This window comes from Mesorhizobium sp. WSM4842 (genome assembly GCF_055901575.1).
Window position 1 is genome coordinate 5635431 of the sequence record NZ_CM148372.1, and the last position, 22815, is coordinate 5658245.

20 protein-coding genes are annotated in these 22815 nt (G+C 62.3%); 17 read left to right on the forward strand and 3 right to left on the reverse strand.

Going from position 1 to position 22815, the window contains the following annotated elements:
• Positions 1 to 4 precede the first annotated feature (4 nt).
• The 17 genes from tssB to AC0NIE_RS27575 are packed head-to-tail and all read left to right on the forward strand — an operon-like array spanning position 5 to position 18766.
• Positions 5 to 544, forward strand: coding sequence for a type VI secretion system contractile sheath small subunit (gene tssB, locus AC0NIE_RS27495; RefSeq protein WP_123149512.1), 540 nt, complete (start codon positions 5 to 7; stop codon positions 542 to 544).
• 3 nt (positions 545 to 547) lie between these two features.
• Positions 548 to 2053, forward strand: a complete 1506-nt coding sequence (gene tssC, locus AC0NIE_RS27500) for a type VI secretion system contractile sheath large subunit (protein WP_473485081.1) — start codon at positions 548 to 550, stop codon at positions 2051 to 2053.
• 47 nt (positions 2054 to 2100) lie between these two features.
• On the forward strand, positions 2101 to 2562 hold the full coding sequence (locus AC0NIE_RS27505) for an Hcp family type VI secretion system effector (RefSeq protein WP_473485079.1): 462 nt from the start codon (positions 2101 to 2103) through the stop codon (positions 2560 to 2562).
• The gene (gene tssE / locus AC0NIE_RS27510; protein WP_473485147.1) at positions 2549 to 3304 is read left to right on the forward strand and encodes a type VI secretion system baseplate subunit TssE; all 756 of its coding nucleotides are present in this window, start codon (positions 2549 to 2551) and stop codon (positions 3302 to 3304) included. The genes AC0NIE_RS27505 and tssE overlap by 14 nt, the downstream gene beginning before the upstream one ends.
• A 1-nt stretch (position 3305) precedes the next feature.
• Positions 3306 to 5180: a type VI secretion system baseplate subunit TssF gene (gene tssF, locus AC0NIE_RS27515; RefSeq protein ID WP_473485077.1), complete on the forward strand. Its 1875-nt coding sequence runs from the start codon at positions 3306 to 3308 to the stop codon at positions 5178 to 5180.
• Positions 5144 to 6211 (forward strand): type VI secretion system baseplate subunit TssG, encoded by a 1068-nt coding sequence (gene tssG, locus AC0NIE_RS27520; RefSeq protein WP_473485075.1) that lies wholly within the window; start codon positions 5144 to 5146, stop codon positions 6209 to 6211. The genes tssF and tssG overlap by 37 nt, the downstream gene beginning before the upstream one ends.
• Complete coding sequence (tagH, locus tag AC0NIE_RS27525; protein WP_473485073.1) at positions 6208 to 7674, forward strand: type VI secretion system-associated FHA domain protein TagH; 1467 nt, start codon at positions 6208 to 6210, stop codon at positions 7672 to 7674. The genes tssG and tagH overlap by 4 nt, the downstream gene beginning before the upstream one ends.
• Before the next feature lie 3 nt (positions 7675 to 7677).
• A complete protein-coding gene (gene tssJ, locus AC0NIE_RS27530; protein WP_473485071.1) occupies positions 7678 to 8130 on the forward strand; it encodes a type VI secretion system lipoprotein TssJ in 453 nt (150 codons plus the stop codon).
• 39 nt (positions 8131 to 8169) lie between these two features.
• A complete protein-coding gene (gene tssK, locus AC0NIE_RS27535; protein ID WP_292488280.1) occupies positions 8170 to 9504 on the forward strand; it encodes a type VI secretion system baseplate subunit TssK in 1335 nt (444 codons plus the stop codon).
• Positions 9505 to 9508: 4 nt separating this feature from the next.
• Entirely contained in the window at positions 9509 to 10831 is a 1323-nt protein-coding gene (gene icmH, locus AC0NIE_RS27540) for a type IVB secretion system protein IcmH/DotU (RefSeq protein ID WP_473485146.1), read from the forward strand.
• Between the two features lies 1 nt (position 10832).
• Positions 10833 to 14369 (forward strand): type VI secretion system membrane subunit TssM, encoded by a 3537-nt coding sequence (tssM, locus tag AC0NIE_RS27545; RefSeq protein WP_473485069.1) that lies wholly within the window; start codon positions 10833 to 10835, stop codon positions 14367 to 14369.
• Entirely contained in the window at positions 14351 to 14890 is a 540-nt protein-coding gene (gene tagF, locus AC0NIE_RS27550; protein WP_473485067.1) for a type VI secretion system-associated protein TagF, read from the forward strand. The genes tssM and tagF overlap by 19 nt, the downstream gene beginning before the upstream one ends.
• Positions 14891 to 14893: 3 nt before the next feature.
• Entirely contained in the window at positions 14894 to 15733 is an 840-nt protein-coding gene (locus tag AC0NIE_RS27555) for a PAAR-like domain-containing protein (protein WP_473485065.1), read from the forward strand.
• A gap of 11 nt (positions 15734 to 15744) precedes the next feature.
• Positions 15745 to 16146: a hypothetical protein gene (locus AC0NIE_RS27560; RefSeq protein WP_473485063.1), complete on the forward strand. Its 402-nt coding sequence runs from the start codon at positions 15745 to 15747 to the stop codon at positions 16144 to 16146.
• Entirely contained in the window at positions 16146 to 16634 is a 489-nt protein-coding gene (locus AC0NIE_RS27565; RefSeq protein ID WP_473485061.1) for a hypothetical protein, read from the forward strand. Before AC0NIE_RS27560 ends, AC0NIE_RS27565 begins: the two co-directional genes overlap by 1 nt.
• Positions 16635 to 16637: 3 nt before the next feature.
• Positions 16638 to 17726 carry a DUF2169 family type VI secretion system accessory protein gene (locus tag AC0NIE_RS27570; RefSeq protein WP_473485058.1) on the forward strand — a complete coding sequence of 363 codons (1089 nt, stop codon included), beginning with the start codon at positions 16638 to 16640 and terminating at the stop codon, positions 17724 to 17726.
• The gene (locus AC0NIE_RS27575; RefSeq protein ID WP_473485056.1) at positions 17714 to 18766 is read left to right on the forward strand and encodes a hypothetical protein; all 1053 of its coding nucleotides are present in this window, start codon (positions 17714 to 17716) and stop codon (positions 18764 to 18766) included. The genes AC0NIE_RS27570 and AC0NIE_RS27575 overlap by 13 nt, the downstream gene beginning before the upstream one ends.
• A 56-nt stretch (positions 18767 to 18822) precedes the next feature.
• Here AC0NIE_RS27575 and AC0NIE_RS27580 read toward each other — a convergent pair whose 3' ends face one another.
• The 3 genes from AC0NIE_RS27580 to AC0NIE_RS27590 are packed head-to-tail and all read right to left on the reverse strand — an operon-like array spanning position 18823 to position 22757.
• Entirely contained in the window at positions 18823 to 19986 is a 1164-nt protein-coding gene (locus tag AC0NIE_RS27580) for a hypothetical protein (RefSeq protein WP_473485054.1), read from the reverse strand.
• Positions 19987 to 19996: 10 nt separating this feature from the next.
• The gene (locus AC0NIE_RS27585) at positions 19997 to 20422 is read right to left on the reverse strand and encodes a DUF6484 domain-containing protein (RefSeq protein WP_473485145.1); all 426 of its coding nucleotides are present in this window, start codon (positions 20420 to 20422) and stop codon (positions 19997 to 19999) included.
• 7 nt (positions 20423 to 20429) lie between these two features.
• Positions 20430 to 22757, reverse strand: a complete 2328-nt coding sequence (locus AC0NIE_RS27590; RefSeq protein WP_473485052.1) for a type VI secretion system Vgr family protein — start codon at positions 22755 to 22757, stop codon at positions 20430 to 20432.
• Positions 22758 to 22815: the final 58 nt, after the last annotated feature.

The following is a 22815-nucleotide window of genomic DNA, read 5'->3' on the forward strand; positions in this document are numbered from 1 at the left end:
AGCCATGGCAGCCGAAAGCAAAGCGAAGGTCATCGAACGAAATCGCGCACCGCGCGTGCAGATTGCCTATGACGTGGAGACCTACGGCAGCCCGACGACGATCGAACTGCCGTTTGTCATGGGTGTGATGGCCGACCTCTCCGGCGCCTCACAGACTAGGGAAGCGTCGAAATCGGTGCTGGACCGCGCCTTTGTCGAGACCGACGCCAACCGCTTCCCCAAGTTCATGGAGGCACTCGGGCCACGCGTCAAAGCCCGAGTGAAGAATACACTACCCCAGGCTGAAGGCGCCGAACGGGACGAGGAACTGGCGCTTGACCTCACCTTCACCAAAATGGGTGATTTCGCGCCGGACAAGATCGCCGAGCAAGTTCCACAATTGGCCGAAATCCTCAAGATGCGTCGTCAGCTCGAGGAACTGCTCGGCTTCATGGACGGCCGTGTCGACGCCGAAAAGCGCATAGCGCAACTTCTGAACAACGAGCCGCTTCTCGGCAAGATCGCCAACCAGGCATTATCCGACGACGACAAGGTTCAGGAGTAAATCATGGCCGAACAACAAAAAAACGCAGCCGTTGCCGCTGAGGCGGAAGCCATCGACCTCGGAGAATTCAGCGGGCTCCTCGAGAAGGATTTCAAGGTCAAGAAGGACGACAGCGAGAAGCTGCAGCAACTCGTGCGCAATCTTGCGCTCGCGGCGCAGTCCCGCTCCGATACCACGACCATCTCGTCCAACGCGATCAAGTCGATCAAGTCGCTGATATCAGGCATCGACAAGATGCTGACTACCCAGGTGAACGAGATTCTGCATGCGCCGGAAGTGCGCGAAATGGAAGGCACATGGCGCGGCCTGTGGTATCTCGTCAACAACACCGAGACGGATCAGAAGCTGAAGATCCGGGTGATGAACATTTCCAAGGTTCAGCTTGCCGACACGCTTGAAGACTACGAAGGCCAGATGTGGGATCAAAGCCCGATCTTTAAGAAGGTCTATACGGACGAGTATTCGATGCTGGGTGGCGAGCCGATCGGCTGCCTGATCGGCGCCTACGAATTCTCGAACCATCCGCGTGACGTCGGCCTGTTGCGCAACATCTCGGGCATCTGTGCCTCCGCGCATACGCCGTTCATCGCAGCCGCCGACCCGCGGCTGTTCCGCATGGACAGCTGGCAGGAACTGCCGAACCCGCAGGACCTGCAGATGATCGTCTCGAACCCGGCCTATGCCTCGTGGCAATCGCTGCGCGAGAGCGAGGACGCGCGCTACATCGGCCTGACCATGCCACGTGTTCTGGCGCGACTGCCGTATGGCTCGGAAACCGTTCCGGTGAAGGGCTTCACTTTCGAGGAAGAAGTGCAGGCCGATCACAACAAATATGTCTGGATGAACGCCGCCTTCCCGATGGGCGTCAACATAAACCGCAGCCACAAGCTCTATGGCTGGGGCACGCAGATCCGCGGCGTCGAGAACGGCGGCACAGTGATCAACCTGCCGGTGCACTCCTTCCCCACCGACGACGGATCGATCGCGATGAAATGCCCGACGGAAGTTGCCATCGACGACCGGCGCGAGGCGGAACTGGCCAAGCTCGGCCTGATGCCGATCCTGCACCGCAAGAACACCGATCTCGCAGCCTTTATCGGTGCGCATTCGCTGCAGGACGACGAGACGCGCGCCGGGCGGCTGGTCGATCCCGACGCTCAGTCAAATGAACGACTGAGCGCCAACCTGCCGTATCTTTTCCCGGTTTCCCGCTTTGCGCATTACCTCAAGGCCATTGCGCGCGACAAGATCGGATCGTTCAAGGAACGCTCCGACATGCAGATCTGGTTGACCGAGTGGATCAACCGATACGTGCTGGCCAACCCGGCCTTTGCCGACGACAAGGCGCGCGCCAAGCGCCCGCTTGCTGCCGCCGAGGTCCAGGTCGACAGCGTGGAGGGACGGCCGGGCTATTACAATGCCCGCTTCTATCTGCGCCCGCATTACCAGTTGGAGGGCATCAACGCCTCGCTCCGGCTGGTGTCGGAACTACCGTCCGTGAAGTCTTAATTTGCAGCAACATCATCTGTTTTGTTTGAAAGCGGTGGAGAAAGACAATGCAAACATCAACGAAGATCGATGGCTTTCTAAAGGTTCCGGATATCCCAGGTCCAAGCGTTCGAGACGGCCACGAGGACGAAATCGAAATCCACGGGGTCGATTACAAGATAGTCTCGCCATACGATCCGAATTCGATCTCGCGCCGCGGCCGTGTGTCCTTGGGCATGATCAAGTTTACCAAGCACTATGACAAATCCTCGCCCTATCTGAAACAGGCGCTGTTCCTCAACAAGGCTCTGGGCGAAGTGGTGTTCTCCGCACGCCGGACCATAGATGGCGAGACCAGCGATTACCTGGTCGTCACCCTGACCGATGCCTCGATCATGGAATACGGCATGCAGCAGGCCGAAGATGAGGCCGACCTGATCGAGGAAGAGGTCAGCTTCGCCTACAAGACGATCAAATTCGTCTATGACGGCAAGGACGAATGTGAAATGGATGTCTATGTCGGCAAGTGAGGCCCGGCGGCCCGGCGCCGACAAGCTACAGGTTGCCGGCAGTTCGCGAGCGAAGCGCGAGGCGGTCCAGCCCTCTCTTTGGGACCGCCTCGTCAACGACCTGCCGGGCGTGACCTCCGAGATCGACGGGCTGCGCCAGGCCTTACAGGACGAACTTGGCGCGGACCGGCTGGATACGCTCCTTGCGGGGAGCACGCGGCTTATCGATGCCGACGCCGAGCTGACATCCGACCAGAAGCGGCGTCTGCAACGCCTGGCCTTCCAGATCCAAAACCGGGCGGAGATCGAAAGCCGCGGCGTGGTCGTATCGGCCCGCGTCCTCAGGGAGGCAGTGCGGCGCGACATCGAGGCCTTATTCAACACCGAGCGTTTCGAAGCTGTTCCGCTTCTTTCCGATTTCGAAAGCGAACAGGCTGCAGACAATCCGCCATCGCTAGCCGATTTTCCGGAGGTGCGCCGAAGTGTGGTCAATTACGGCGTGCCTTCCTTTTCGGGCCGTTCGTCCCGCGACTTTGATCGCGAGATCCTGGCGCGCGAGATCCGCTCGGTCCTTGCCACGTTCGAGCCCCGTCTCAAGGAAAGCGCAACCAAGGTAACGGTGACCCTTGGTGACAAAAGTGTCGGCCTGAAGATCGAGATAGACGCTGTGCTGATCATGACGCCGACGCCGGAACGCATGCGCCTGCGCACCACGATCAATCTCGATAACGGCCTGGCGCGGACCGAATTCAGGGACAGCTGAGATGGATCGGGTCTTCGTAGAATATTACGAGGAGGAACTGACCCATATCCGCGGACTCGCGGCGGAATTCGCCGACATGCATCCGGCGGTGGCGCGCAATCTTTCGCTGGATACGGTTCCGTGCCCGGATCCGTATGTCGAGCGGCTGCTTGACGGCGTCGCTTTCCTCGCTGCGCGCACCCGGTTGAAAGTCGATGCCGAGCGTTCGCGGTTTTCACGCAGCGTCCTGGATGTCCTCTATCCCGATCTGGTTACGCCGGCGCCGGCAACGGCGATGGCAGTGCTGAAACCCGGCCAGCAGGTCCAGTCGATGATTGCCGGCCATGTCGTCAAGCGGAACACGCGGCTGGTGTCCAGTCTGCAACCCGGCCTGTCGACGCGCTGCACATTCACCACCGCGCAGGAAATGACGCTGTGGCCGATAATCATTACGTCGGTCAGCTATTTCCAGGATCGCAGCGGGTTGGCAGCGGCCGGCATAACACCGATCGGCGGCGTTGGCGGCGAGGCGGCGCTGCGTATCACGCTGGGTCGGGCCGGAAAAGGCAAGCTTAGCGAATTGGCGCTTGACCGGCTTGATTTCTATTTTGCCGGGCGCACCAAAGCGCCATTGCTGTTCGACGCGATTTTCGGCGCCTGCTCGGCCGTAGGTGCACGAGCCGAGGGCAAGGCCAATCCGCTAGCGCCTTTGCCAGGCCCCGAAATGGTCGGCATCAGCGACGACGAGGCGTTGATGCCTCGAACCCGTCCGACATTCGAAGGGTACCGTCTGCTGCGCGAATATTTCATGATGCCCGAGCGCTTTCACTACGTGCGGGTTTCAGGACTGCAATCGGTCGTGCGCCGATGCGAGGCCGGGGTCGAGATCATCTTCATGTTCCGGCGTCCGGTACCCGAACTTGCCGATGTGACGCCGGCGGATTTCGAACTTTTTGCGACGCCGATCATCAACCTCTTCGAGCGTGACTGCAACGTCATCGAGCTTGATCCGCGCAGAACGCGGCAAGTGCTGCATGCCGACCGCACGCGGGCGCGGGACTTCGAAATCTATCGGGTGACCCACGTCGAGGACGCCGACGCTGAGGGCCCCGACGCCGAAATTCCGGAGCTCTTCAGTCTGGGGCAAAACCGCAGCAATGGCTGGGTCTATTCCACCGAACGGCGCCCTCGCCGGGCCACCGAAGATGAACGGCGCGATGGGTTGACCCGCACCTCATACACCGGAGACGACGTTTTCCTATCGGTTTCACGGCCGGTCGGAAGCCCGACGAACCGGCCGCTGAAGCGTCTCGACATCATGGCGCTTTGCACCAACCGCGATCTGCCGATCCTCGACGACAACCCTACGTTGACGCTGGAGACAGGCGATCCGGTCGAAACGGTCCGGCTTCTCGGTGCGTTGCGCCCGCCCCAGCCGGCTATCCCGGCCGCGCTGCCGGCGGGCGCCGAGGGCGAATCCCGCGCGGACAATCTTGCCTGGCGGCTGGTGGCGCAGCTGGCGCTCAACTTTCTCAGCCTCGCCAAGGAAGGCCGCGGTATCGATCCGCTGCATGCGCTGCTCGATCTTTATGCCGACCGGGGAGATCCGAGCCTCGCCCGCAATGTGCACTCGATCGTTCGCATCGACTCGCGGTCCGTCATCGAACGGCTGCAGATCGATGGGCCGATGTGCTTTGGACGAGGCACGGAAGTGACATTGCATGTGGACCAGTCGGTGCTGGCAGGGCAAAGCACATTGCTGCTTTCAGCCTTGCTTGCACGGCTGTTTGCCCGTCACGCCGGAATAAACGGCTTTGTGCGGACCCGCACGCGGCTGCTGCAGAAGCAGGAGGATGTGCCATGGCCGATGACGCCCGGCAATCGCTACCTGATCTAGACAAATTCGACCTGGACCGGGTCGAAGAGCTGGATGATACGTTCGACTTTTTCGAACTGTTGCGCCGGCTCGAACACAGGGGCGGGCTGTTCGGCTATTCCGGCCATGCGGATCGCGAGCCGGCAAGGCTGGGGCAGCATGTGCGTCTTAGCTTTTCCGCCAAGGACGTGGTTGCGTTCCGCCAAGCGAAGGACAAGACGCCGGCCCGGGTTACCGTTGCAAATCTCGGGCTGATGGGACCGGAAGGCCCGATGCCGCTTCATTTGACACGTTGGGTGCTCGATCGTCTGTCGCAGCGCTGGTTCACCGGCGCTGACGCACGGCAGACCAGCGACACGACGTTCGTGGACTTCGTCAATATTCTCCAGCACCGCATGATCGCCCTGTACTATCGGGCCTGGGCCGACGCGCATCCGGCGGTACAGGTCGAACGTGCGGTCGGCGGCCGGGTAAGAGCCATGCTTGAAGCCATGGCGGGAATCGGACTTCCCGGCACCCACAATCCCGATCTCGACGCCGTGAAGCTTAGCCAGGCGGCGTCGCTCGCCAGCCAGGTCGACGGTCCGGAGCGGCTGACGCTGTTCCTGGCGGAAGCGTTCAAGGTGCCGGTACAGATCAAGGAGTTCGTTGCCGCCTGGATGACCATACCGGCGACGCTCCAGACCCGACTTGCCCAAGCTTACGCAGTGCTGGGTCGCGGGGCGACGATAGGCCCGCGCGTTTTCAGCCGCCAAAGCAGGATCGAACTCCGCGTCGGCCCGCTCGGGTATGAGGAATTCAAGGCGTTCCTGCCGGGCGGTCAACGTCTGAAGATGTTCAAGCAGGCGGTTCGCGACATGGTCGGGGAATCGCTCGACGTCGATCTGCGGATCGTGCTCGCGCGTGAAGCGGTGCCGCCGCCCCGTATCGGAGCGGTACAGCTCGGCCGAACCACCTGGCTTGCGCGGCCCCCTGAAAGGGGCGATGCTGACGACATGCGGCTGCGGACAATTGTCGGATGGCGGCCGGAAATGGCGGAGGTCGCGGCATGAGTCTGCTGCTGACGCTGGAGCACGGGCCACGCACCCAGGCGGTACGGCAGACCCGGCTGGACGAGGGTGAACTGGTGATCGGCCGTAGCGCGGACGCGGACTGGCAGATCGACGATCCCGACATGTTCGTTTCACGCGCCCATTGCAGGATCACCGGCGGGCGGGATGGGTATTTCGTCACCGACACATCAAGCAGCGGTTTGTTCATAAACGATTCCGACAGCCCGCTCGGCACCGGCACGTCGGTCCGTCTTCAGAACGGCATGCGGCTGAGGCTGGGCGACTACATCGTAAGCGTCGATCTGCAGACGCCGGTCGCTCACGCACCAGCGGCCAGCCAAACGTTCGCAGAACGGTCACCGCCGGCATCGCGCGCGCCGGTAAGCATCGGCCGCGATGACTTCTTTTCAGCCACGGTCGAAGAAGAGCCGCGCCGACCGCGTCCCGCCGATCTGCCGAACCCGTTCGAGCAACCCGTTCCAGGAGCGTTCGAGCGCGCCAACCAGCGGAGTTCGCCTGCCTTCGACGACCCGTTCAGCCTCGACCCGGTAGCGACGCCGGCGCCGAATGGCCCTGGCTATTCCGAACCGCGTAGTGCGCCGGACGCCGCAGACCCATTCAGCTTCGATCCGGTGCCTTCCGGCGCAAGCGAGCCCGTTCCAGCCCAGCCCGTTTCAAGAAGGTCATCCGAATTCGATGACGGTTTCGGCTTCGGGCCGGCCGCGTCGCCCGATTTGAGAAACGGCTCGGCCAGTCAACGCAAACACGGCGCCGGAGAGGCGCAGCCAGCCAATCCCTGGGATTTGCCTGGCCGTGCGGCAGATATTCCTGCTCCGCCACGGGCTGGCGTTGCGCCCAAGCCCGCCCCCTCCCCGGCGGCGGCGCAACCGGCTAACATGGCCTTTCGCACCGCGTTCCTGCGAGGCATGGGCATCGAGGAAGCCGAGTTTCCCGGTCGCGACAGCGTCGCGGAAATGGAGAAGTTCGGTCGCGAGTATCGGCTCATGATGGAGGGCCTGATGCAGCTGCTGCGCAAGCGAGCCGAGGAAAAAGGAAACGCGCGCGTCGCCCAGACGGTGGTTGGGGCCTCTGAAGTCAATCCGCTCAAGTTTCTGCCGACGGTCGACGACGCCATCGTGACCCTCATCGCGGAGCGCAGCCCCGGATTTCTGGCCGGCGAAGCGGCAATCGCCGACGCGGTCCGCGATCTCGCGCAACATCACGTGCGCGCCTGGCGAGGCGTGCAGTCCGCCTTGCGGCGAATGATCGACCGTTTTGACCCGGCAGCGATCGAGGAAGAGCTCAAATCGAGTTCCGCGATCGGCACCCTGCTTTCGGGCGGGCGCCGCGCCAAGCTGTGGGAGCTTTACCAGAAACGCCATCGTGAAATCGCCCAGAGTGCGGAATCGAGCTTCCTCGGCGAAATCGGCGCTGATTTTCGGGATGCATATGAGGAGGAGTGAAACATGATCGATCGCCGCGAATTTGTCGTTGCCCTGGGCGCAACCGGGCTGCTTGCTGCTTGCCAGAGCGGTCCGCCAAAACCATCCGCGGTGACCGTCAACCTGACCGGCGCGGCCGGCATGAACCCGGGACCAGGCGGCGGCGACCGGCCGGTGACGGTCCTCGTGATGCGGCTGCGCAGCACCGGCAAATTCAATTCGGCCGATTATTTCGCGCTGCAGGGGGATGCCGGCTCGGCACTCGGAGGCGATCTCATCGGATCCGACCAGATCTCCGTCGGGCCTGGAAAGACCGCATCCAAAACCATCACGGTCGAGCCGGACGCGGCTGCGCTGGGCTTCGTTGCCCTCGTTCGCGAGCCCGGCGGCCGGAACTGGCGTACAACCAAGTCGGTGTCGTCGGGATCAACAGTTACCGTCAACGTCACGCTTGGCAGCGGCGGCATTTCCGCCTAGCGGCCAGGGCAAGGGGTGCTCGATGCAGGAAGTAGCGGCATGAGCGATGCAAACAGGGTGCTGTGGTCCGAAGGCCTGTTTCTCCGGACCCAGCATTTTCAGCAGCAGGATCGCTTTTTCGAGGCGACCGTGCGCGGCGCGTTGCAGGCCGGGCAGCTGCATACGTTCGGCTTTCAGCAGCTGACGCTGGACCAGGCGATGCTCGATGCCGGCCAGGTCTCGATCCTGTCGGCACGGGGCATCTTTCCGGATGGAACCCCCTTCTCCATTCCGGACCTGATGGACGCGCCACGACCGCTGCCGGTCACCGCCGATACCGGCGCCGGACCGGTGCTGGTCGCCCTGCCGCTCGAGCCTGCCGGCGGTGTCGGCTTCGATCCGGCGCACGCCGCATCGACAGGCGCACGCTATCATGGGCGGATCGTTTCGGTGCGCGACGCCGTCCAGGGCGGTTCGGATCCTGAAGAAATCGAAATCGCCCGCCCGCAGGCGCTGCTGATTGCACCGGGAAAATCGGTTGGCGGCTATACCGCCCTGCCGATAGCCGACATCAAAGGCGTTCGAGCCGACGGCGGCGTCTCGCTGGACGACACGTTCCTGCCGCCGACACTGGTTACCGGGGCGGTAGCCTGGTACCGGCAGCTGCTTTTGGAAGTTGTCACCGGCCTCGACCAGATCGCCGAGGCGCATGGCAAAATGGTCATGGGCGGGCCAGGGCGCAGCGTCGAAGACCTTTTGATGCTCAATCTCGCCAATGCGGCGCGTCCGCGACTGGCCCACATGCTAGCTCAGGACGTTTTCCATCCGGCCGAGCTTTACCTGGAACTTGCCGGTCTTGCCGGCTCAATGGCGACCTATGGCTCGAGTGCGCGACGGCTGAGCGAGTTGCCGGCCTACGATCACATGGCGCCCGGCCCCGCCTATTCGGCGCTGGCCGACGCCTTGCGCTCGCTCATCCTGAGCCTGCGTTACATCGAGCCTAAATCACGCGCACTGCCGGTCATGCGGCATTCGACCAATGTCTGGAAAATCCGCATCGACAACCCGAAGCTGCTGGTGGCCAGCCGGATCGTCATCCGGGTCGGCTCCGAGCTATCGGAAGATGCCTTGCGCAAGATTTTCGTCAACCAGGCGACCGTCGGTTCGGCCGATCAGTTCGAGGGCCTGTGGAAGTCCCGTCTACCCGGCATTCCGCTGAAGCCGCTTCATTCCCAGCCGCGCGAAATCCCCTACGATGGCGATCGGTTGTGCCTTGAGCTGGATCAGAAAAGCGAGCACTGGGCCTCGCTGCTCGATGCCCCCGGCTTCGTCATCGGCGTGTCGGGCGTGCTGCCGAGCGAGCCGCAGGTCGACTGCTATTCGGTAAACAGGTGAGATGATGAGCCGGGATGATCCTTTCGGACTGTCGGAGGATCGCGAACGCACTCGCATACGACTGACCGGCGCGCCGATGCCGCGACCGATGACGCCACTGTTGTCGGGCGTGCCAATCAAACGCTCGCGTACGCATCCCAACACGCTGGTCAACGCATTCGCGCCGCTGCTCGAGTTCGCGCCCGAGCTTGAAAGCGCGCTGCCGCCGGAAAACCCGGAAGCGTTGCGCACCCGGCTGCTCGATGAGCTGGTGCGGGCACGCGACGCGGCAATGGCGGCGGGGTCCTCTCTGGAGCGCGCCGACCAGGCAGCCTGGGTGGTGGCGGCATTGCTCGACGATCTCGCCCTGAACACGCCATGGGGCGGCGCCAGCGCATGGCCGCGCCAGCCGCTTGTGGTGATGCTGCGAGGCGATGTCGATGCCGGCACGCAGTTTTTCACGCGCCTCGACGAACTGGAGCGGCATCCGAACCGGGATCGCGAATTGCTCGAACTGCAATATCATTGCCTGGCGCTCGGCTTCCGCGGCAAATATCGCGTTCCGGGCCGGTCGGGCGACCGCTCGCTCAATGCGGTTCGCGTTGCTGCGGCGCGCTTTCTGCGCGATGCCGACGCCGACGGCGCGCCGCTGTCGCCGCACTGGAAAGGCGTGATCGCATCCGACGAGCCGCAGCGTTTCATCGTGCCGATCTGGGTGATGGGGCTGGGCGCGGCGGTTCTCGCCACTGCAATCTATCTCGGGCTGTCGATGGGACTGAGCAGTCAGGCGGTCGAGCTTTCGACGCTGGTTCGTGCTTTGCCGCCGCCGGCCCGCGGCGATATCAGCCGGACATCGCCACAGGTCGACGCGCCGCCGCCGGAGGCAGTGGATTTCGCGCTGGTGCCGGAGTTTCAGGCCGGAGCGCCGGCGAATCTCAGGGCCGCGCTAAGCGGCACCGAGAGCGTGTCGCTGGCCAGGCTGATCATTCAGGCCTCCAACCCCGAACTGTTCCAGTCGTCGCGGCCGACACTGACGGAAGGCTTCGAACCGCTGATCGGTTCAATCGCCAAAGTGATCCTCGCCAATCAGGAACTGATCGGCAACATCACCGTGGTCGGCCATACCGACAGTGTTCCCTTGCAACGGTCCAATCCGCTTTCCACCAACCAGAGGTTGTCCGAAGTGCGCGCAGCAACCATTTCTGAGATGCTGGTCCAGAACGGTGTGCCGGAGGACCGCATTCGCTTCGAAGGACGTGCAGCTACCGATCCAGTGGCCGACGACAGCACCCGCGAGGGACGGGCCTTGAACCGCCGCGTCGAGGTGCTGGTCGAAAAGAGGCTGTGAGATGTTCATCCTGCGCTTCCTCTGGGCGGTTCTGACATCGCGCTGGCTGTGGACGCTGATCGGCATCGCGCTGCTTTCTCTGGTTATCTGGGTGTTCGGGCCGATCGTCAGGGTCGGTGCTTACGAACCCTTCGCCTCGGAAAATGTCCGCATTGTCATCATTGCGCTGCTGGTCATCTTCTGGCTGATCTGGCTGATCGTCGCGCAGCGCCGGGCGATCCGAGCCAACCGCATGTTCGTCGCCGAAATCGCTGCGCCAGTGGTGGAAAAACCGCTGAGCCCCGGCGAAGAGAACGTCGCCGCCGTCGGCGCCAAGTTCGCCGAGGTGATGGTCGAATTGAAGCGCCGCAAGCTGGGCGGACGCAAGTTCCTGCGCGAGATGCCCTGGTACGTGATCGTCGGGCCGCCGGCCACCGGCAAGACCACGGCTTTGCGCCAGTCCGGCCTGAACTTTCCGATCGACCTGACCGACGATCTGCAGGGAGTTGGCGGCACGCGCAACTGCGACTGGTTTTTCTCCGAGAACGCAGTTCTGATCGACACGGCGGGCCGCTATGTGCAGCAGGAGAGCCAGCCGGACGTCGATGCGGCGGAATGGCTGGGCTTCCTCGACCTGCTGAAAAAGCACCGCGGCCGCCGGGCGCTGAACGGCGTGATCGTCGCGCTGTCGATCGACGTGCTTTCCGAGGGCGACGAAGCCATCAAGGCGCATGGCCGCAAGATCCGTCGGCGCCTGGCCGAGCTCAACGATCGGCTCGAAATCCGCCTTCCAGTCTATCTGATGCTGACCAAGGCCGATCTGATCAAGGGCTTCGAGGCTTTCTTCGGCGGCCTGTCGACGGCTTCGCGCGAGCAGGTATGGGGGACGACTTTCGCGCTGGATGCGCGTGTCGGCGCAAAGACCATCGAGCGGGAAATCGCCACCCTTGCGACGGAACTCGAGCGGCGGCTGGTGCCGCGCCTGGAGGATGAGGACAAACTTGCCGCCCGCGCCGAGATTTTCAGATTTCCCGCCCAGCTCACGAGCCTGTCCGAGCCTATCCAGGTGCTGGTCGAGGCGATGTTCGGCGAAAGCCGGTACGAAGGAGCCGCCTGGCTGCGCGGCCTCTATCTGACGTCGGCAACCCAGGAAGGAGCGCCCATCGACCGGCTGACCGCGGCGCTGTCTTCATCCTTCGGTCTTCCGCCGCGGCGGGCCATGCCGGCGCCGCGCGTTGAAAAACGCAGCTTTTTCCTGAAGAATCTGCTGACCGAGGTCATCTTCAGGGAAGCAGGCCTGGGGACGTTCGATCCGCAGGCGCAGCGCCGCCGCGCCTGGATCTGGCGTGGCGCCGCGGCCGCCTGTGCCGCCGCAGCCCTGTTGGCCGGTGCGATGTTCACCTGGTCCTACTATGACAACCGCAATGCGATCGCAGCGCAGGCGGGCCAGTTCGAAGCGCTGCAGGCGCCGCTGACCGCGGCAGCCGCGAGCCCGGCATCGGTGGAGCAGCCCGCCATCGATGGCGCGCTCAATGCGATGGCCGAGGTCGCAAATGCCCGAACGGCACCGCCGAGCAGTGCCCAGAACCTGCTGGGGCCGTCGGCATCGGCGGAGCTGCTGCGGGCGCAGGCCGACACTTACGACCACGCTCTGCGCAACGTCCTCGAGCCACACATGGTCGCTCTGCTCGAGGCGACCATGTGGCGGCAGATCCGCGATCCGGATTTCATGCTGGGGGCGCTAAAAACCTATCGCATGATGACGGGCCTGTCGCAGATGGACGCCGATTTCGTCCAGAACTGGTGGGTCAGTGATTTGCCAGAATTCGCACCGGCGGCGCCCTTTCCGACCGCCGACGCGGAAGAGCACCAGCTTGCCGCGATCCGCCGCATGGCGGTCGACGACAGCTACATCGCCCCGGATCAGGCGCTGGTTGCCGAGGCGCTGAAAACAGTTTGCACGATTTCGCTGCCGGCGCGTGCCTACAGGCAGTTGCTGGCCGACCCGGCGGTGGCCGGACTCAAGGAATGGATCCCGGCGAATTTCGCCGGTCCCAACGGCGCCAAGGTTTTTGCACGGCGTTCCGACAAGACGCTGCGCGTCGGCATTTCAGGCGCGTTCACCTATTCCGGCTTCCACGATGCCATTCTCGACCGGATCGAGGATGTCGCCGCGCAGGCGGCGCTGGATCGCGCGGTCTTCGCCGGAGGCTGTTCGGAAAATTCCGAAACCTCCGTCTCGGCGCTGTCCGAGGATATTCTAAAACTCTATTACGAAGACTACATCGCACAATGGGACAGCATCCTGCGCGATATCAGGCTCGCGCCATTGGCCGACCTCAATGTCGCCAGCGAGAACCTCAAGGACCTTTCGAGTGCTGACTCCGCACTGAAGCGCCTGCTTACGGCGGTCGTTCAGGAGACCGAGCTTACCCGATCCGATGAAGCGCCTGCCGATAACAAGGCAGCAGCCAAGGGCGGCTCGAAACTGCTCGGCAAGCTGGGGAAGCTGGGAAAGATCGTGAAGACAGGGGCAAAACTGCTGCCGCGCGCAGGCTCTGCCAACGAGGTGGACCTTACCGGCAATCTGGTGGCCGAACACTTCAAGCCGCTCAAAGGCGCAATCGCCGAGGTCGACGGCCAGCCGCCGGCGCTCGACGCAGCGGTGGTGGCGCTGACGGCACTTTCGAACGTGCTGCAGACGGTCACGGCCAATCCCGACCCCCAGGACGCCATCAAGAAACAAGGCGGCCTCGCCGAACTGACGGGAGCAGTCGCCAGGCAAGCGCAGATCCTGCCCGATCCCGTCGACGACTGGCTCGGCGGCATCGCCGGCGACACCAGCGGCCTGACCCAGAAGGCGGTCACCTCGGAGCTTAACGCCATCTGGCGCGCCGACATCCTGCCGTTTTGCCAGGCGGCGCTCAACGACCGCTATCCGTTCAGCCCCGAAAGTGCCGTGGACGTCAATGTCCGCGATTTCGCCCGCCTGTTCGGGCCGGCCGGGATGATCGACGCCTTCATCAACGACCACCTGATCAGCTATGTCGACACCGCCACCCAGCCGTGGAAATGGCGCGCCGATTTTGGGCTCGACCCGGCGGCTCTGGCGGCGTTTGAACAGGCCAGGCGGATTCGGGACGATCTCTTTCCAGGCGGTACGGGGCCGGTGATGAGCTTCACGCTCCAACCCAAGGACCTGTCGCCCAACGTCACGCGTGTGACGCTCAATCTCGATGGCCAGAACCTAGTCTATTACAACAACGCGACGCGGCCGCAGCCTATGACCTGGCCTGGCAAGGATGGCACCGGGGTCATCTCGCTCGCCTTCCAGCCGATCGACGGCTCGCCCGAAGTCATGTTGAACGAAACAGGCAGCTGGGCGTGGCTGAGAATGCTGCGCAGCGGCCGCTTCACCGGTACCTCGCTGTCCGACGTCTACAGCCTGCGGCTGGGCACGCAAGGCATGTACGCCGATTTCGAGCTTAAGGCCGCCAGCGTCGAAAATCCCTACAACCTGCAGATGTTCAAGAAATTCTCATGTCCGCCGCAGATATGATCATCGGATTCTTCGGCAAGATCCCTGCGACGGGCGACTTTGTCGCCTGGAACCTGCCGCGGACTTTCATCGACCGCTGGGACCGCTGGATGTCGATGGAATTGCGCGCGCGGCCGGATGAGGGAGACCTCGACCCACGCGCCTGGCGCTTCATTGTCCAGGCTGGCATTTTCGGCGACCAGCCTTGCGCCGGCGTCTGGCGAATGAGCGAGGACCGCGTCGGCCGGCGTTATCCTTTCGCCATCGTGCGGCTCGGCCCGCCGCCCGACCCGGGCGACCCGTGGTTCGATGCGGTTGCTGGTTTTATCAAAGGCGCTGTCGAGGAATATTGGATGACGGCAAGAATGAGCGAAAAGCTCGCGGTGCTTGCTCCGCCGATCTCGCAATGTGACGCGCAGATCATCGCCTTCTGGTGCGACGATTGGGAGGTGAACGAGTTCGGCTTTGCGGACATCCATGATCTTGCGGCGAACGGCTTGCCGGCGATGCGAAGCATGCGGCTTGAGAAGGAGGGCCTCTGAGATATGGGTCTCACCGTATACGCCGAGGCAATGGGCTTTTTTCACAAAGGTAGTGATGGCAAAGGCATCGCACCTGGCGACGTTTGTCTCAGCCCGCCACCACCGCCGACCGGGCCGGTTCCTGTCCCTTATGTGAACATGCTTTCTTCAAGCGACCTCTCAAAAGGCAGCAAAAGTGTCAAATTCGACGGCGGCAATCCCACAGCGCTCGAGGATGCATCCGAGATATCCACGAGCACAGGCAACGAGGCGGGCACGCAGGGCGGTGGGGTAATCACCCACCAGACGAAGGGCAAAGGAGTCTTCCAGCTCTGGTCATTTGTCATCAAGGTCGAAGGAAAGGGTGTCGGTCGTCACGGCGACATGATGGGGCAGAACGAAGCGAGCAACCCCCTCAACTGCATTGACTCGGCCGCGTTCAACAAATTCCTGAAAAAGTTGTCTGCTTGGGAAAAAGGCACGAAGTGCGACAAACCTTACTCGGACGCGTGTCGGCCTTCTCGAAAAGCCGAGCAGCGCGACGCGGTCAATGGAAAGCCATGCTGGCAATGTAGGCCAAAGGCCACTCAGTGGAAACCCGGAAAAATCAAGAAGGAATGGAGTATAAACTCCAACGGTGATTGGGAATTGAAGAACTACATGACGCATGACCATCAGCCGCCGCTGGCGATTGCTTGGGAAATGGGAGGTTGCAATATGCAACCCAGCCCGGACGCTTTCAAGGAGCATTTCAGCACGGCGGAATCAGTCAAGCCGCATTGCAAGAGTTGTTATATGTCCCAAGGAAGTCCTGCGGCCAAATATGCGAAGAACTTTACCCAAACCGTGCCCAGTGCGATCTAAGGATGTCGTAGATGCCCGGAGCCAAGGAAATTCGCGACCAGTATGTCAACGAGCTTCGCAGCATACTTCCCTGGTTGCAAGACTGGTGGGATGGCGTGCAGACGGAGCTTAGCCCGGAGATCGCCTGGAAGCGGTGGCCAACCGGACCGGCTGGTCACCCGCGCGTTCTGGCTGTGTTCCGGAAATACTATCTCCAGATTGAAGCCAGCAATAATTCCGTTGAAGAAAACCCACCCGCCCAGAAAGAGGTCGAGCAATGGGGAACGGACGATCACGGGGAGGACCAGCTCATTGAACGTCCGTTGGATTGGCTGATTTTCGACATTGCCGCCGTCGCGCCAGATCTGAAAGATCTCGTCGATGGCCTATGTTTCATTCCGGTCGGCATAAACGACGAGGAAGAAGTGGTCTGATGCCGCTCATAACGCTCTACAGCACGGATCTGGGCGTCAGGCGCTTGATGGCGCAGGTCAAGAATTACTATCCTGCCGGTCGTTATGGCGATCCCATTGGGCTCGATCAATCCGGTGCCGCTCATGCCGAACTGTTCAAGCAGTACCGCATCTATCTGCAACAGGCTTTCGATATTGCCGTTCCCTGGTGGGAGGCCATTATCAACAACCGACAGGCACCCGACGAGAGCCGCGAAGACGCAATACAGGAAGCTTTCAACAGACGAGTTGCCGGCGCCGCGTCAAGCCCATACGTCGTTTGGGTTGTAAGAAAATTCTGGCTTTCCTCGGAGACCATCAACGAGACGCTGCAGCCGGGCGAACGCGTCGCTCCTGACAAATTCTTACTGCAATGGCTGATCGACGCCAACGAGACCGAACTCGTCCGGCTCATCGCCTGCATGCCTTACTGGCCGATAGGCATCGACGAGAACGGCCACTGGTGCTGAACAATGGTCTTTGCTGTCTGGGTCGAGAACCGAACGCCCTTCGCCACTGCGACCCACGTTCAGCCGAACGCCGAGGGGCAGGAGGTTCTGGTCGTGATGTTCTCGGCGAGCTTTGAGGCGCCGCAGGCCACGCCGAATATAAGGCCAGCTGAAGAGCAACTGCCGGTCATTTTTGGCGACGTGCCCTTCGGCGAGCCAGGACTCTCGTCGATTCGCTACGACGCCGATATAGCACCGATTAAACCCACAACAGAAATAATAGCCAACGGCACTGCTTACGCACCAAACGGCAAGCCGACACGCGAAATGCAGGTTGGGCTCAAAGTGGGCAGCGTCCGAAAGGTGCTCAATGTCGCTGGCGATCGTATCTATGACGCAGGCAACTACAGCACGCCGCATCCGTTCAGGACCATGCCGATCGTCTATGAGCGCGCATACGGCGGCACTGCACCGGACGGCAGAACAGACCAGCGCAACCCGGTTGGCGTCGGCTTTCATCATGCCGCTTCGGCGGATTCTGCGGTGAAGACCCAAGCACCTAACATCACCTATCCCGGCGAGCCTTTCTTGAGTCCTTCCGACCGGCCGACGCCCGCCGGCTTTGGCGCAATCGCCCGTGGCTGGCAACCACGCAGCGGTTACGCCGGCACCTACGATCAGACTTGGATCGACACGCAGTGGCCGCTGCCACCAAAGGATTTCGATCCGCGCCATCATCTCTGTGCGCCTTCAGACCAGCAAATGCCGCAATTGACAGGCAGCGAAGAGGTAACGTTGCTGGGTCTTACGCCAAACGGCCGCTGGGATTTCCGCATGCCTAGAGTGGTCGCGCCCATCAGGCTTATTTTCGATGACCGGATAGAGGAACGCACCTTCCGCCCAGACACAATAGTCATCGAGCCTGACCTCTGGCGTGTTACTCTGAAAGCCCGTCTTTCTTTCGTGACACGGCGCAATGCCCCCGCGTTGCGGGAGATCGTTTTCGGCCATGTCACACCTGCACTTCTTGTGGCACGGCGTAAGCGCAAAGAATATTTTTCTCCGCGCGGTGGCGATGGATCTCTGCACGGCCAGCCGGTGTGGCAGCCGTGAAGCGGCCGCTCTATGTAGCCGGCGCCGGAGCGGTGACTTCCGCCGGGCTGAACGCTCGGCAAACCATCGCGGCAATCCGAGCGAGCCTTTCGGCTTTTGAAGAAAGGACCCTGCCAGAGCCTTTCGGCGCGGTTCAGGTCGTCGCGCGCATTCCGACCCACTATCAGTTGCGCCGCACGCAAGGCCAATGGCTCGTCAACATGGCGGCCCGCGCTATCGGTGAGGCGACGCAAACCAGATCCAATGCGTCTGATGCGACCGCAATTCTGCTCACCCCGCCCGAAAGCTTTCGCAATCATCCGGCCTACAGCGATATTGCGCCGTCGGACTTCCTCGCGGCGGTGATCAGGGCGACCGGCCAGAAATTCCATGCCGCTTCGCGGGCGGTCGACGGGGGTGCTGCCGCAAGCATCGGGCTGCTGGAGCGTGCGCTGGAGTTGATGGAACAGCAAGGCGTCGAACAGGTTCTGCTCGGTGGGGTCGACAGTCTCGTCAACGACACGGATTTCGCTCGACTGGGGCAGGCTGGGCGCCTCAAGGGAGCAGACAACGCGCAAGGCCTTGTTCCAGGCGAGGCGGCAGCCTTTGTCCGGCTGACCCGCAGCCCGGAAGGGAAAGCACATGTCCATGCGGCCATCCATGGCGTGGGGTTGGCCCAGGAGCAAGACAGTGTTCTCTCCGAACGCTACAGCCAAGGCCGCGCCCTGCTCGGCGCCCTGCGCGATGCAGTGAACGGATCGGGTCCGTCCGAACCCGATATCGATTTCGTCGTCAGCAACGGCAATGGCGAGCGCTATAGCGGCTGGGAGCAGCTGATCGCACGGCCACGATTCTATCGCACGCGCCGGGAAATCCTGCCCACCGCCTATCCCGCCATGACGATCGGCGATGTCGGAGCGGCTGGTGGGGCACTCGCGCTGATGCTGGCAGCCGACAGTTTTCTCAGGGATTATGCACCTGGCCCGACCGCCATATGTGAACTCGCCTCCGAAAACGGCCTGCGCGCGGCTGCTGTGATGGCCCGCATGACCCGGCGATAGGGTGTCGAGCCCTCAAGTTGAACCGGTTCCCGCTTTTGGATCCGATGCTTCAGAATTCACATCCAGGCCGGAAAGCGGCGCGTGCTGCGCCAATCGGCAAGCGGCGTGTCAGGCGTGGCGAGTGCCGTGCGCAGTGCGTCGAGCCGCAATCGGCGCATCGATCGGAAAGGACGGTGATTGCGCCCGCCCCGCCCCTCGTCCCACCATGCTTCGACCCGATCTGCCACTGGCAGCGAACTCTCGTCCAGATCCGCGAAATCCTTGCCAAGTACAGTCAGGTCAGTGACAAAAAGATCAGTGTCGCCGAAATCAACCTCGAAAAGGTCGCGAAGCGCTGAACCAGCCGCAGCGGCAAGTTCCGGCTCACGCATTTTCTCGATCAGCCAGGGCATCACCGCACGATCGCTGAACAGACCGACCGATGCTGTCGCCGTGCCACGGAGCGCAGGCCGTTCCAGATGCTTCTGCAGCCAAGCCTTGCCGGCCTTGGTCGCGGTCGTCAGCAAGCGTATCTCGATCGCCGCCTCCGCAAGCACTGACTCCGACAATACGATCTTGTCGACCACAGGGTGGGCGGACAGCGTCTCGCCAAGCAGGCAAGCTGCCAGCGCCGCCGTCAAACGCTCCTTGGGCGTCTCGCCATCCAGGCCGGCCAGCGCTGCGGGAAGAAGGTCGCCCCGCTTGAGCGCGCCGGCGAGCCTGATGGCGCGGCTGCGCACCCTGGTGTCGGAATGACTAGCAAAATCATGAAGGCGCGGCCCCGGATCCACGCGATGGTGCCAGAGCGCCGAGAGCCCGAGGCAACGCTGGACTGCATCGCCAGTGTCCAGCCATTTCGCCACGAACGGCCGCAGTTTTTCACGCGGCGTGCGCGCGACTGCGGCGGACAGGCTCGATAAACCGGCCTCACCCACGCTTGCGCTGGCGTCGATTATGGAGGCTACCAACTTGGCATCACCCCAACGCAGCGCCAGCGCGCCGAGCACGAAAAGCTCACCCGGTTCGGGGTAATCCGCGAAGCGTGCTTGGGCTGCTTCCCAGCCGGCCTTGCCTGCGGCCATGAGCCCCTCGATGTTCGCGTCGAGGCGCTGATCGATGCGACCGATATCGGTCTCGTCGAGCAGCGGGCCGTCAATCTCCCGGCGGCGGCGAAGCCAGAGGAAAGCCGCGTCTTCAGCGTGCTGATCCACGATGGCAGCGATGGTCGCGATGCTGTGCATCGGCAACGCCTCAGTTGAGGTGCACGGCTCCGCCGCGAATGCGGTTGGTGCCGCTGGCTTGGCTGGTCAACTGGGTGCCGCGAATAGTCACGCGACCATTCTTCTCTAGAATGATCGACGCCAGGCCGCAGCGCAGTTCTATGCGCTCTTCTCCGGTGATGACGATACGGTCGCCTTCGCGGGCGACTTGCAGTTGCCTGTTCTTGTGAGCCGGATCCACGATGCGTCCGACGACCAATGGTCGGGCCGGGTCGCCGTCTTCGAACAGAAGGGCCAGTTCGGAACCAATCGCCGAAACGTCCAGTTCGGTCAGGCTGCGCGCGGCAATCGCCGTCTCGCGTGGATTGCCGACGAAGACAACCAGCGGCGCTCCGCCTTCGAAACCGATGAGCAGGCCGATCACGACGCCGTCGATACGATCCAGCACTTCCATGATGACGCCCTCAATTGTTGTTGATAGTGCTTCCCTTGACGATCACGTCGCCGTCGGCCTTGACGGTGATCTTGCCGCTGCCCTTGAGCGTAATGTCCTTGCCGTCGGCAACAATGGTGCCGTCCTTTTTCATGGTGATCGACGCCGAGCCACATTTGAGCGTGATCGAGTCGCCCGCGTCGATGATCAGGTTCTTGCCAACCTTGATCGAGCTGTCCTCCGCGATTTGGATTCCGCTGCCTTTGCCGACCTTGAGCGCGTGCCCCCCTCCGACATCGGTTGCGTCGTCAGCGCCGATTTTTGCTGACCTGCCTTTGCCGATCTGCGACGACTGCGCTCCGCCGATGGCGAAACTCTGGTCCGCGCCGATCTTCACGCTCTGGGCGGCGGCGATTGTCCAGTTGTCCGCCGCTCCGATCGTGTGAGTCTGTCCGGCCCCCACCGTCATCGAGCGCGATGCGCCGATCTGATTCGTCTGGACGGCGCCAACGCTTCGGGTTTCCGCTGCTCCCACTGAATCGACACGCGCCGCGCCTACCGTGATGGTCTGGACTAACCCGACAGTCTGCGTGTGATTGGACCCGATCGTCTCCGTCGAATTCGCCCCGATGCCGATCGTCTCGTCGGCGCCCACTGTCAGGGAGCGATTGACGCCCACCGTCTCGGTATCGTTCGAGCCGATATCCGTTGTCTGGTCGACGCCGACCTTGACCGTTTTGTTGTTGCCGACGTCCTCGTCGAGGTTGTGGCCGACGGAGTGCTTGGCGTCGTGGTCGATGCGGTCGGACTGGTCGTGCTGCACCAGCTTGGTGCGGTCGTTCTTGATCAGAAGGTTGTGGTCCTTCTGTGCCTGGAAATTGACCAGTTCGGAACCGGCCTTGTCCTCGAACATCAACTCGTTGTAACCGCCGCCGCCTTTGGAGGAATCCGACTTCCAGCCGGATTGCGTGGCGCTGCCCGGCAGTCCGTAGGGCGGCATCTGCGAGGCGTTGTAGACGCGGCCGGTGATGATCGGCAGATCCGGGTCGCCTTCGATGAAGTCGACGATCACCTCCTGGCCGATGCGCGGGATCTGGATGAAGCCCCAGCCGCTGCCAGCCCATGTCTGCGAAACCCGCACGAAGCAGGAGCTGTTCTGGTCCTTCTTGCCGAGACGGTCCCAGTGGAACTGGACCTTCACCCGTGCATATTTGTCGGTGAATATTTCCTCGCCGGACGGGCCGACCACCGTCGCCGTCTGCGGGCCGCGCATGATCGGCCGTGTCGTGACCCGCGGCGGGCGATAGGCCAAGGCGGTTGGCGCTACGCCGAGGATCACCTTGAAGTTCTCGCTTTCGACGTCGGCAAGGGCTCTGTAGCCTGGATCGAACAGCCTGTATTCGGCGCTGACCACCAGATACTCCTGGTTCTGGTCTTCTCTTGGGAAGCCGTCCAGCTTGAACGTGCAGCCCGAATAGAGGCCACGCACGGTGCCGACTGCAGCGATGCGCTGGTGCACCGCCTGGATTTCCTCGCGCCGTATCGCGGCAAGGCTATCGCCGCGGCCGACGTCGAGATGCGCGCCAGGCTGACGGTAATTCTCGCCCGCCGCCAGCTTGTGACTGAACGGCTGGGCGGATTTCGCCATCAGGTCAGCGCCCGGCTTCTTGAAATCATAGTCGGTATGGACATAGGCACCTGGCCGCACGGAGCTGCCCGGAATCCATTCCGTGATGTATTCGACATCGCGCCGGGAGCCCTGCCCTTCAAAGTGATAGGGCACCTTTTCATAGCCCGGCGCCGGCTTGAGCTTGTTCATGGCATCGGCCAGCACAAGCGTGTGCTTGCCCTCGTCATGTTCGAAGAAATACAGGATGCCTTCGTGCTCGAGCAGCCGTTGCACGAAATCGAGGTCGGTCTCGTCGTACTGGACGCAGTACTCGCGCGGCGGATAAGACCCTTGCAAGCGCTTCTCGTACTTCGCCGTGCTGTATTTCGAGAAAACTTCTTCGACGATTTCGATGACGCTCATGTTCTGGAAAATGCGGCAGTCGGTGGTATTTCCGAGAAACCAGAGCCATGGCCTGATGGCTGCTTCGTAGTAAGCTAGACGGTCCTCGATCCGAGTGAGCCGAAACTCGGACACAAGGCCGCTGAACCAGCGTTTCGGATCGGATTCACCTTCGATCGAAACAGCACCGCCCAGCATCTTCAGCGGATCGATCTCGGGGCTGCTGCTCACGAACCCGACCGTATAGGCCAAACAACGACTGATCTCATCGCGCCCGATAAGATGCGTGAAAGTCAACAGGTCAGCGCCAACCGGCGTCTGCACAACCGTGGCACGTTCGTTCGGCATGGGTCGTGCCCCCTCCCGCCGCTCGTTTCTGGTTCAGCCTAGCACATGTCTTCCGGCG

Coding starts and splice junctions, on each gene's coding strand:
- tssB (WP_123149512.1), top strand. CDS start 5: ATGGCAGCCGAAAGCAAAGCGAAGGTCATCGAACGAAATCGCGCACCG.
- tssC (WP_473485081.1), top strand. CDS start 548: ATGGCCGAACAACAAAAAAACGCAGCCGTTGCCGCTGAGGCGGAAGCC.
- AC0NIE_RS27505 (WP_473485079.1), top strand. CDS start 2,101: ATGCAAACATCAACGAAGATCGATGGCTTTCTAAAGGTTCCGGATATC.
- tssE (WP_473485147.1), top strand. CDS start 2,549: ATGTCGGCAAGTGAGGCCCGGCGGCCCGGCGCCGACAAGCTACAGGTT.
- tssF (WP_473485077.1), top strand. CDS start 3,306: ATGGATCGGGTCTTCGTAGAATATTACGAGGAGGAACTGACCCATATC.
- tssG (WP_473485075.1), top strand. CDS start 5,144: ATGGCCGATGACGCCCGGCAATCGCTACCTGATCTAGACAAATTCGAC.
- tagH (WP_473485073.1), top strand. CDS start 6,208: ATGAGTCTGCTGCTGACGCTGGAGCACGGGCCACGCACCCAGGCGGTA.
- tssJ (WP_473485071.1), top strand. CDS start 7,678: ATGATCGATCGCCGCGAATTTGTCGTTGCCCTGGGCGCAACCGGGCTG.
- tssK (WP_292488280.1), top strand. CDS start 8,170: ATGAGCGATGCAAACAGGGTGCTGTGGTCCGAAGGCCTGTTTCTCCGG.
- icmH (WP_473485146.1), top strand. CDS start 9,509: ATGAGCCGGGATGATCCTTTCGGACTGTCGGAGGATCGCGAACGCACT.
- tssM (WP_473485069.1), top strand. CDS start 10,833: ATGTTCATCCTGCGCTTCCTCTGGGCGGTTCTGACATCGCGCTGGCTG.
- tagF (WP_473485067.1), top strand. CDS start 14,351: ATGTCCGCCGCAGATATGATCATCGGATTCTTCGGCAAGATCCCTGCG.
- AC0NIE_RS27555 (WP_473485065.1), top strand. CDS start 14,894: ATGGGTCTCACCGTATACGCCGAGGCAATGGGCTTTTTTCACAAAGGT.
- AC0NIE_RS27560 (WP_473485063.1), top strand. CDS start 15,745: ATGCCCGGAGCCAAGGAAATTCGCGACCAGTATGTCAACGAGCTTCGC.
- AC0NIE_RS27565 (WP_473485061.1), top strand. CDS start 16,146: ATGCCGCTCATAACGCTCTACAGCACGGATCTGGGCGTCAGGCGCTTG.
- AC0NIE_RS27570 (WP_473485058.1), top strand. CDS start 16,638: ATGGTCTTTGCTGTCTGGGTCGAGAACCGAACGCCCTTCGCCACTGCG.
- AC0NIE_RS27580 (WP_473485054.1), bottom strand. CDS start 19,986: ATGCACAGCATCGCGACCATCGCTGCCATCGTGGATCAGCACGCTGAA.
- AC0NIE_RS27590 (WP_473485052.1), bottom strand. CDS start 22,757: ATGCCGAACGAACGTGCCACGGTTGTGCAGACGCCGGTTGGCGCTGAC.